Origin of the sequence: Streptomyces hyderabadensis, assembly GCF_020404845.1 — a bacterium.
Lineage (GTDB): Bacteria > Actinomycetota > Actinomycetes > Streptomycetales > Streptomycetaceae > Streptomyces > Streptomyces hyderabadensis.
Genome location: NZ_JAIOJZ010000021.1, coordinates 121,032 through 130,327, shown reverse-complemented (window position 1 = coordinate 130,327; position 9,296 = coordinate 121,032). Strand labels below are relative to the sequence as shown.

Sequence of the window (9,296 nt, the reverse complement as noted above, 5' to 3'; positions counted from 1 at the left end):
GTCGCCGAACTGACCGACGACTGGCTGGCGGGCCTCTTCGGCGCGGGCACCGGGGGACACGCGGGCGTCTCGCTCGTCGCGGTCGGCGGCTACGGCCGCGGCGAGCTGTCCCCGCGCAGCGACCTGGACCTGCTCCTGCTGCACGACGGCCGGGACGACAAGGCCGTCGCCGCACTCGCCGACCGCCTCTGGTACCCGGTCTGGGACCTCGGCCTCGACCTCGACCACTCCGTACGCACCCCGCAGCAGGCCCGCAAGACCGCGGCCGAGGACCTGAAAGTCCAACTCGGCCTCCTGGACGCCCGCCACCTCGCCGGTGACCTCGGCCTGACCACCGCCCTGCGCACCGCCGTCCTCGCCGACTGGCGCAACCAGGCACCCAAACGCCTGCCCGAACTCCGCGACCTGTGCGCCGAACGCGCCGAACGCCAGGGCGAACTGCGCTTCCTGCTGGAACCCGATCTCAAGGAGGCCCGGGGCGGCCTGCGCGACGCCACCGCCCTGCGCGCCGTCGCCGCCTCCTGGCTCGCCGACGCCCCGCGCGAGGGACTCGCCGAGGCCCGGCGCCGCCTGCTCGACGTACGCGACGCGCTCCACCTGGCCACGGGCCGGGCGACCGACCGGCTGGCCCTGCAGGAACAGGACCAGGTGGCCGCCGAGTTGGGCCTGCTCGACGCCGACGCCCTGCTGCGGCAGGTGTACGAGGCGGCCCGCGTCATCTCCTACGCGGGCGACGTCACCTGGCGCGAAGTGGGGCGCGTACTGCGCTCGCGCTCCGTGCGGCCGCGCCTGCGCGCCATGATGAACGGCGGGAAACCGGCCGCCGAGCGCTCCCCGCTCGCCGAGGGCGTCGTGGAGCAGGACGGCGAGGTGGTACTCGCCCGCACTGCACGCCCCGAACGCGATCCCGTACTCCCGCTGCGCGCCGCGGCCGCCGCCGCGCAGGCCGGGCTCCCGCTCTCCCTGCACGCCGTACGGCGCCTGGCGGCCACCGCGCGCCCCCTGCCCACGCCCTGGCCCGCCGAGGCCCGTGAGCAACTGGTGACCCTGCTCGGTTCCGGCCGCCCCACGGTGCAGGTCTGGGAGGCCCTGGAGGCCGAGGGCCTGGTCACCCGGCTGCTGCCCGACTGGGAACGGGTCCGCTGCCGCCCGCAGCGCAACGCCGTGCACCTGTGGACCGTCGACCGGCACCTGATCGAGACCGCCGTCCGCGCCGCCGGGTTCACCCGCCGGGTGCACCGCCCCGACCTGCTGCTGGTCGCCGCGCTGCTGCACGACATCGGCAAGGGCTGGCCCGGCGACCACTCCGTGGCCGGCGAGACCATCGCCCGGGACGTCGCCACACGCATCGGCTTCGACCACGCGGACGCCGCCGTCCTCGCCACCCTCGTCCGCCACCACCTCCTGCTGGTGGAGACCGCCACCCGGCGCGACCTGGACGACCCGGCCACCGTGCGCGCGGTCGCGGACGCGGTCCGCACGGAGCACACACTGGAGCTGCTGCACGCCCTGACCGAGGCGGACGCGCTGGCCACCGGCCCGGCCGCCTGGTCCTCCTGGCGCGGCTCCCTCGTCGCCGACCTGGTGAAACGCGTCGCCGGGGTGCTGGCCGGGGACCCGCAGCCCGAAGCCGAGGCGGCGGCGCCCACCGCCGAACAGGAACGGCTCGCCGTCGAGGCCTTCCGCACGGGCGGTCCGGTACTGGCGCTGCGGGCCCAGACGGAGCCGCCCGCCGACGCGGCAGCGGCCGACGCCTCCTCGGCCGACGGTCCCGAGCCCCTCGGCGTGGAGTTGCTGATCGCCGTACCCGACCAGGCGGGCGTGCTCCCCGCGGTGGCCGGGGTGCTGGCCATGCACCGGCTGACCGTCCGCACTGCCGAGCTGCGGTCGCTCCCGCTGCCGGACGGCGTCGACGGGTCCGTGCTGCTCCTCGACTGGCGGGTCGCCGCCCAGTACGGCTCCCTGCCCCAGGCCGCCCGGCTCCGCGCCGACCTGGTCAGGGCCCTGGACGGCACCCTGGACATCGCCGGGCGGCTCGCCGAACGGGACGCCGCCCACCCCCGGCGCCGGGGGGTGGAGCCGCCCCCGCCCCGGGTCACCGTCGCCCCGGCCGCCTCCCGGCTGGCCACGGTGATCGAGGTCCGCGCCCAGGACGCACCGGGGCTGCTGTTCCGGCTCGGACGGGCGCTGGAGGCGGCGGGCGTGCGGGTGCGGAGCGCGCACGTGTCGACGCTGGGGGCGAACGCGGTGGACGCGTTCTATGTGACGCGGGGTGAGGGGTCGCCGCTGCCGAGGGAGGACGCGGCGTCCGTGGCGCGCGAGCTGGAGGAGTCGCTGCGGGGGTGACCTCGCGGTCGCGGGGTGCGTGCAACGGACCGTCCGCTCTCTGCGGCAGGCAGGGACGAATTGCTTGCCGGGCCGGATACCCTGGAGGGCGACCCACACCAACGCCGACGCGAGGACCTACGCCGCCGTGTTCGATACTCTCTCCGACCGCCTGTCAGCCACCTTCAAATCCCTCCGGGGCAAGGGACGGCTGTCCGAGGCGGACATCGACGCCACGGCCCGCGAGATCCGCATCGCGCTGCTTGAGGCCGACGTGGCGCTGCCCGTCGTGCGCTCCTTCATCAAGAAGGTCAAGGAGCGCTCCCTGGGCGCCGAGGTCTCCAAGGCGCTGAATCCTGCCCAGCAGGTCCTCAAGATCGTCAATGAGGAACTGGTGGGCATCCTCGGCGGCGAGACCCGCCGCCTGCGCTTCGCCAAGCAGCCGCCGACCGTGATCATGCTGGCCGGTCTCCAGGGTGCCGGTAAGACCACCCTCGCTGGCAAGCTGGGCCGCTGGCTCAAGGAGCAGGGCCACTCCCCGCTGCTCGTGGCCTGTGACCTCCAGCGCCCCAACGCCGTCAACCAGCTCAGCGTCGTCGCCGAGCGCGCCGGTGTCGCGGTCTACGCCCCCGAGCCGGGCAACGGCGTGGGCGACCCGGTGAAGGTCGCCAAGGACTCCATCGAGTTCGCCAAGGCCAAGGTCCACGACCTGGTCATCGTCGACACCGCCGGCCGCCTGGGCATCGACCAGGAGCTGATGCAGCAGGCCGCGGACATCCGCGACGCCGTCAGCCCCGACGAGATCCTCTTCGTCGTCGACGCGATGATCGGTCAGGACGCGGTCAACACCGCCGAGGCCTTCCGCGACGGCGTCGGCTTCGACGGCGTGGTGCTCTCCAAGCTCGACGGCGACGCCCGTGGTGGTGCGGCCCTGTCGATCGCCTCGGTGACCGGCAAGCCGATCATGTTCGCGTCGAACGGCGAGAAGCTCGAGGACTTCGACGCCTTCCACCCGGACCGGATGGCCTCCCGCATCCTCGACATGGGTGACCTGCTCACCCTGATCGAGCAGGCGGAGAAGACGTTCAGCCAGGAAGAGGCCGAGAAGATGGCCTCCAAGCTGGCGTCCAAGAAGGGCCAGGACTTCACCCTGGACGACTTCCTGGCCCAGATGGAGCAGGTCCGGAAGATGGGCTCCATCTCGAAGCTGCTCGGCATGCTGCCCGGCATGGGGCAGATGAAGGACCAGATCAACAACCTCGACGAGCGCGATGTCGACCGCACGGCCGCCATCATCAAGTCGATGACCCCGGCCGAGCGCCAGGAGCCGACGATCATCAACGGCTCGCGCCGCGCCCGTATCGCCAAGGGCTCCGGCGTCGAGGTCAGCGCCGTGAAGTCACTCGTCGAGCGGTTCTTCGAGGCTCGCAAGATGATGTCCCGCATGGCCCAGGGCGGCGGCATGCCCGGAATGCCGGGGATGCCCGGCATGGGTGGCGGCCCCGGCCGGCAGAAGAAGCAGCAGAAGAAGGCCAAGGGCAAGCAGCGCTCCGGGAACCCGATGAAGCGCAAGCAGCAGGAGCAGGAGGAGGCCGCCCGCCGGGCCGCCGCCGCGCAGGGTGGGGGTGCCCTCGGGCTGCCGCAGCAGGGCGGGCAGGACTTCGAGCTGCCGGACGAGTTCAAGAAGTTCATGGGCTGACCGTCCGTCCGGACGTAGTACGGCGCCGGGGCGCCTCCTGTCGCAGGGGGCGCCCCGGCGCCGTACACCCGCATGCTCACGCGGCTTTCCTGTCGTAGCGTCCGGATATGACCAATCCGTCCCCGCCGCGCAAGGTGCCCGAGCCGCCCTGGCGGACCGAGGGCACGCCCGACGAGCCGCCCAAGCCGCCGCCGGGCGGCAGGAGGATGCGCGGCGGCTGGTGGAACCTGATCCTGGCCGCGCTGATCGTCTACCTGATCGCCAACCTCGTGCTCTCCTTCTTCAACGAGGGCGACGAGCCGACCATCTCCTACACGGAGTTCAGCAGGCAGGTCGACGAGGGCAACGTCAGCAAGATCTACGCCAAGGGCGACGCGATCCAGGGGCAGCTGAAGAAGGCCCGGGACAATCCCGAGGGCGACGGGTCGTACACCAAGTTCACGACCGAGCGGCCGACCTTCGCGGACGACCAGCTCTGGGCCGACCTGACGAAGAACAAGGTCACGGTCACCGCCGAGCCCGTCGTGCAGCACCGCAGCTTCCTGGCCAACCTGCTGATCGCGCTGGCCCCGATGCTGATCCTGGTGGTGCTCTGGATCTTCATCGCGCGGCGGATGCGGGGCGCCCTGGGCGGCGGGGCGGGCGGCATGCTCGGCCGCAAGGCGCCGCCCAAGCCGGTCGAGCTGGAGGCCGGGAAGCCGCGTACCACCTTCGCCGACGTCGCCGGGATCGACGAGGTGGAGGGCGAGCTGAGTGATGTCGTCGACTTCCTGAAGAACCCGGACGCCTATCGGCGCATGGGTGCCAAGATGCCCCGGGGTGTGCTGCTGACCGGTCCGCCGGGCACCGGCAAGACGCTCCTCGCGCGCGCGGTGGCGGGCGAGGCGGGGGTGCCGTTCTTCTCCGCGTCGGCGTCCGAGTTCATCGAGATGATCGTGGGCGTGGGTGCCTCCCGGGTGCGGGAGCTGTTCGCGGAGGCCCGCAAGGTGGCGCCGTCGATCATCTTCATCGACGAGATCGACACCATCGGCCGGGCCCGCGGCGGCGGCTCCGGCATGGGCGGCCACGACGAGCGCGAACAGACCCTGAACCAGATCCTCACCGAGATGGACGGTTTCTCCGGCTCGGAGGGGGTGATCGTGATCGCCGCCACCAACCGTGCCGACATCCTGGATGCCGCCCTGACCCGTCCGGGCCGCTTCGACCGGGTGGTCAGTGTCTCGCCGCCGGACAGGAGTGGCCGGAAGGCGATCCTGGAGATCCACACCCGGGAGATCCCGCTCGCCCCGGACGTCGATCTCGCCCAGGTCGCCCGTACGACGCCGGGCATGACGGGTGCCGAGCTGGCCAACTTGGCCAACGAGGCGGCGCTGCTCGCGGTGAAGCGGAAGCAGGAGCGGGTGACGCAGGCGAACCTCTCGGAGGCGCTGGAGAAGGTCCAGCTGGGGGCCGAGCGTCCGCTGGTGATGCCCGAGGAGGAGCGCCGGCGCACCGCGTACCACGAGAGCGGGCACGCCCTGCTGGGCATGTTGCAGCCGGGCGCCGACCCCGTCCGCAAGATCACCATCGTGCCGCGCGGCCGGGCGCTCGGGGTGACGCTGTCGACGCCGGACGCGGACAAGTACGCGTACACGGAGGAGTACCTGCGGGGGCGGATCATCGGCGCGCTCGGCGGCATGGCGGCCGAGCACGTCGTCTACGGGGTGATCACGACCGGTTCGGAGAGCGACCTCGAACAGGTCACCAACATCGCCCGCGGCATGGTGGCGCGCTGGGGCATGAGCGAGCGGGTCGGCCGGCTCTCCGCCCTGCCCGGCGACGCCCAGCAGGCGTACGGTCTCGCCGCCGCGCCCCAGACGCTCGACGCGATCGACGGTGAGATGCGGCGGGTCGTGGACTCCTGCTACGAGGAGGCCGTGCGCAAGCTGCGCGACCACCGGGGGCAGCTGGACGTGCTCGCCGAGTCGCTGCTGGCGAGCGAGACGCTGGACGAGGCGGAGGCGTACCGCATCGCCGGGATCACCCGGCTGACGAAGGACGACCCGGAGGCGTGAGCGGCGTGCGGGTCTACTTCTGCGGGAACTTCCAGATGTAGGGCTCGCCGTCCTCCTCGGACCAGTGGACCTCGACGCTGGTGGCGTCCGCGGGGATCACGTAGGTCTCGCAGAAGACGTGGCTCTCGCCCTGCTTCCAGCTCTCGACGTCGTAGGGGTCCTCGCAGCCCGGTGCGTCCTCGGAGGCGCCGATGAGGACGCCGCCGCGCCGGCCGTCGGCGAAGAGCGTGGTGCCGTCGTGCACGTCGGAGCCCTCGGTGAGGGCCGGTCCGCTCTTGTGCGTGTACTTGATCCACGCGGTGGCCAGCACCTTGCCCTTGGCGTCCGCGGCGTCCGCCACCGCCTTCGCGGCCTCCGCCTCGGTGCCCACGTCGACCTTCTGTGCCAGGACGTCGTAGGTGACCTCGCCGGGGTCCTCGGCGACCTTGCCCGTCGCGCTCTCGCCGTGGGCCATGTCGCCGCCCGAGGCGGGCTGCGAGGGCGACGGCGAGGCCGCGGCGGTCGCCCCGGTGGTCGCTTCGCCCTTCGCGTCGGCGTCCGTGTCGTCGTCTCCGCCCCCGCAGGCGGTGAGGGCCAGGGCGAGGGCGGCGACGGGCGCGGCGAGGCGCAGTGCGGTCTTGCGGTGCGGCACTACAGGCTCCTGTATGCAGATGTGTCTGTTCCCCCGAACGGTGGATCAGCGTAGAGGTGCGTGATCCACCTGGGGAAACCGCAGGAGCCCCTGAGTGGCTTCTTCACACCATTCACACCTGCACCGGAAGGAGTCGGCCAGGAGTCGATCAGGAGTCGGGTGTGGTCGGTCGGAATCGATCCTTACGGGACCCGGGCGATCAAGTAGCGGAACATGTTCGGCATCCACACGGTCCCGTCGGGCCGCTGGTGCGGGTGCAGGGCCTCCGTCAGCTCCTTGTCGACCTGCTCCGGGTCCGTCGCCGCGACCGCCGCGTCGAACAGCCCGGTCGACAGCAGCCCGCGTACCGCGCTGCCCGTGTCGGCGTAACCGAACGGGCACGCCACCCGTCCCGAGCCGTCCGGCCTGAGCCCGGCCCGCTGGGCGACCTCCTCCAGGTCGTCGCGCAGGGCGGGGCGCCAGCAGCCCGGGCCGCGCGTCGGGTCGGCGAGCTTGGCGGCCACCCGCAGCACCGAGGTCGTGGCGCACCGCTCGGGCGGGCCCCAGCCGGCCAGCACCACGGCCGCCCCGCGTGCGGCGAGCGGTGTCGCCCGGGCGAGCAGGTCGGCGAGTTCGTCCTGGTCGCCCGCGAGGCACCCGGTGGGTTCGAAGGCGGTCACCAGGGTGAACGCCGGTGCCGTGGGGTCCGCCGCGTCCCCGGGGGAGCCCTCGACGATCCGTGGCGCGTCGGCACGCGCGCGGGTGCTGCCCGCGCCGTCCGTTCCGGGCTCCTCGGACGCCTCGGAGAGCAGGCGCCGACGGGCCAGGGCCAGCAGTTCCGGGGAGCGGGAGTCGACCCCGGTCACCGCGGCGCCGCGCGAGGCGGCCATCAGCAGCGCGAGACCGGAACCGCAGCCCAGGCCCAGCATCCGGGTGCCGCCGCCCACGTCCAGCCGCTCGTAGACGGCCTCGTAGAGCGGTACGAGCATCCGTTCCTGTATCTCGGACCAGTCACGCGCGCGTGCCCGCAGGTCCACGTGAGGCGTCGCCCTCGCGTGAGACGGGTGCTGCCGCACGAGCGTAGGTGTCATAGGAAAGTGCCCCAATCGCCGAGTGTTGCCGCGTGCCCGATTCCATGGCCCCCGTGCAGTGCGCTCGCACTCCCCCCGTATGTCAGGTAACTCCGGGCTCGCCGTGGCGTCCAGTGGTAGCGGGGCCCGGTTTGCCCGATCCCCGGCACCGTGGCGAGATTTCACTTCCCGGCAACATGGACCTGGCCGCGCGGTACCCGGGTCGGCGCCGTCCCGGGCCCCGGTCCGGATGGCCGGATCGTGTCGCCGGGCGATGACGGTGGGTGGCCGCCGCATCGACGGGACGGTTCCGGCCAAGGTCGGCCGGGCCGGCGGGCCCCGTGGAGGACCGGGACGGGTCGGGGGGCGGGGCGGTGCCGCACGCCGGCGGCGCACCCGGTAACGTCGCTTGCGTCGACGCGCCCCCTCGGACGGCGTCCCTCCGGCGCGACAGCGGCCGAAACGGCCCTTGCGCCCGCGCAGGCCCCGCGCTCCGGCGCGTGGACGGCGGCTACGCGCCGGCGCGTACGGCGGACTACGCACCAGCTTGGTACGAGCTGTGAGGCTTCTCCGCAGATCAGCGCACCCGCCCTCGTCGGGACGCATCAGCGGCAACTGACTGGTACGTGCAAATTATTTGGGATGCCCCGGAATAGGAACACAGCGGCCCTTCGGCTCGTTGTCATTACGTGAGCACGACACCACCTGTTCTCGCCGCAGAGCTGGCGCAGGCGTGGGCCGACATTCAGCGGCACCACACCGAGCTGCCCGATCTTGCCGCGCCCGAGTCCCTGATCGGAGAGTCGTCGTCCGCCTGCGGGCACGAGCTCTCCTTCGAGCGACTGCTTCACGAGGCAGTCCACGGCATCGCCGCCGCGCGCGGAGTACGCGACACCTCCCGCGCGGGGCGCTATCACAACCGTCGATTCCTCGCGATCGCCGAGGAGCTGGGCCTGGACCATCCCGAGGAACCGCATCCCAGCAGCGGTTTCTCGCTGGTCACGCTCACCCCCGAGGCGAAGCGCCGCTACCGCCCGACGATCGAGCGCCTCCAGCGGGCGCTGAAGGCCCACACCGCCGCCACCGCGACCGACACGGCCCGCAGCTTCCGCGGTCCGGCCGCCCGCCACGGCTCCTCCGGGGGAGGGGTGCGCGTGAAGGCGGTCTGCGACTGCGGGCGCAACGTCCGCGTCGTCCCGTCGGTGCTGGCCCAGGCCCCGATCATGTGCGGCGGCTGCGGCAAGCCGTTCCGGATCCCGGAGGTGGTCGGCGCGGGAGTGAGCTGACGGTCCGGCTGCTCGTGGCAGCCGGTCCGTGGCCGGGTCCCGTCGGGAGCCGGGCGGCCCGTCCCGCGCGGGCGGGCCCGGCGCCCTCGGTCCGACGGGCCTGCCCGCGTGTGGCACAATGGCTAGCTGTACTCGACAGTCGCACAGGACCCCTCTCTCCTCCGGCTGACGCGTCCATCGGGCACTCGGGTACCGCAACCCCACGCGGCTCTCTCGCCGTGCCCAACCACGTCAAAACCAGGAGAACCCACT

The 9,296-nt window shown here is 72.7% G+C and carries 6 protein-coding genes; 4 read left to right on the top strand and 2 right to left on the bottom strand.

Annotation, left to right across the window (positions count from 1 at the left end; translation table 11 throughout):
* The 3 genes from K7854_RS18470 to ftsH all read left to right on the top strand — a co-directional run.
* A partial coding sequence (locus K7854_RS18470) for a [protein-PII] uridylyltransferase (protein WP_226027624.1) occupies positions 1 to 2,346 on the top strand: 2,346 nt, incomplete at its 5' end.
* Between the two features lie 127 nt (positions 2,347 to 2,473).
* Positions 2,474 to 4,024 carry a signal recognition particle protein gene (gene ffh, locus K7854_RS18465; protein WP_226027623.1) on the top strand — a complete coding sequence of 517 codons (1,551 nt, stop codon included), beginning with the start codon at positions 2,474 to 2,476 and terminating at the stop codon, positions 4,022 to 4,024.
* A gap of 107 nt (positions 4,025 to 4,131) precedes the next feature.
* Positions 4,132 to 6,078, top strand: coding sequence for an ATP-dependent zinc metalloprotease FtsH (ftsH, locus tag K7854_RS18460; RefSeq protein WP_226027622.1), 1,947 nt, complete (start codon positions 4,132 to 4,134; stop codon positions 6,076 to 6,078).
* A gap of 13 nt (positions 6,079 to 6,091) precedes the next feature.
* Here the strand turns inward: ftsH and K7854_RS18455 are convergent, their stop codons facing one another.
* A complete protein-coding gene (locus K7854_RS18455; RefSeq protein ID WP_226027621.1) occupies positions 6,092 to 6,709 on the bottom strand; it encodes a hypothetical protein in 618 nt (205 codons plus the stop codon).
* Positions 6,710 to 6,891: 182 nt separating this feature from the next.
* On the bottom strand, positions 6,892 to 7,779 hold the full coding sequence (locus tag K7854_RS18450) for an SAM-dependent methyltransferase (protein ID WP_226027620.1): 888 nt from the start codon (positions 7,777 to 7,779) through the stop codon (positions 6,892 to 6,894).
* Between the two features lie 668 nt (positions 7,780 to 8,447).
* Here K7854_RS18450 and K7854_RS18445 point away from each other — a divergent pair.
* Positions 8,448 to 9,044, top strand: a complete 597-nt coding sequence (locus K7854_RS18445; protein WP_030188620.1) for a hypothetical protein — start codon at positions 8,448 to 8,450, stop codon at positions 9,042 to 9,044.
* The last annotated feature ends 252 nt before the right edge of the window (positions 9,045 to 9,296 follow it).